This window comes from Mesorhizobium sp. BHbdii (assembly GCF_053848045.1).
In genome coordinates this window covers 1-806 of record NZ_JBSPKX010000044.1, presented here as the reverse complement: position 1 = coordinate 806, position 806 = coordinate 1, and the positions used below count along the sequence as shown (strand labels likewise).

The following is an 806-nucleotide window of genomic DNA, read 5'->3' as shown; positions in this document are numbered from 1 at the left end:
CTGGTGATGCGGATGAAGGCCTTGTGCCCAGGCATCAGCGGCTCGGCCGCCGCCACGACCTCTGCCTGCCGCCATTCGCTGCGGCCATGGCTGGTTTCGGTCAGCTCAGTGACGGCGGGAGTGGTCTGGGCCAGTTGTTGTTTTGCCCGAGCCAACCAATGCCGGCGGTTTCCCTTGAGCGCGAGCACATAGTCGCCGCCGCGCTGAATGATGGCCTTGGCCATGCGCGTGTGGCAGTGGAGGGCATCGGCCGTGACCAATCGGCCAGTAAGATCAATGAGTTCGACGACCTTGAGGGCAGCCTCGACCTCATTGTCTCCATCGCCGGGCGAGGCTGCCGCCAAACACAGCCGCGTCTGGCTGGCAAAGGCCGACACCGTCAGGGGCGGGCTGGCCGCAAGGCCTTTCTCATAGGCCCGTCGCAGCGCCTTGCCATCAAGTGCGACCACACCCTGGCGTGCCTGGGCAAAGCCTGCGGCAAAGGCGGCGAACGCACGTCCGAAGGCCTCCGGATCGAGCCGACGCAACAACCGCGCGAAGGTGTCGTGACTGGGCGCCTCCTCATAGTCGATCAAGCGCGACAGCGCCTGCTTGCGCTCTTGCGCGAACAACGAGAACTCCGTGGCGCTGGTCGCACCACACAGGCTCGCGGCGATCATCATCACGATCAGATCGCCAAGCCGGTGCGTGGCGTTGGCCGCGCGCGGATCAGGGACCGCGCCGAAATAGCTCTCAAGGCTGGAAATGGCAGTCACTCCTCAGTGGACTGCCTTCCCAAAGAATCCCTTCTCAAATCAACTTCAAGC

Annotated in this window: 1 protein-coding gene; it reads right to left on the bottom strand. The window is 64.1% G+C overall.

The window, feature by feature from the left end:
- The coding region (locus tag ACWTU8_RS31685; RefSeq protein ID WP_455851234.1) for an ISAs1 family transposase at nucleotides 1–755 on the bottom strand (755 nt) is incomplete at its 3' end.
- Nucleotides 756–806 lie beyond the last annotated feature (51 nt).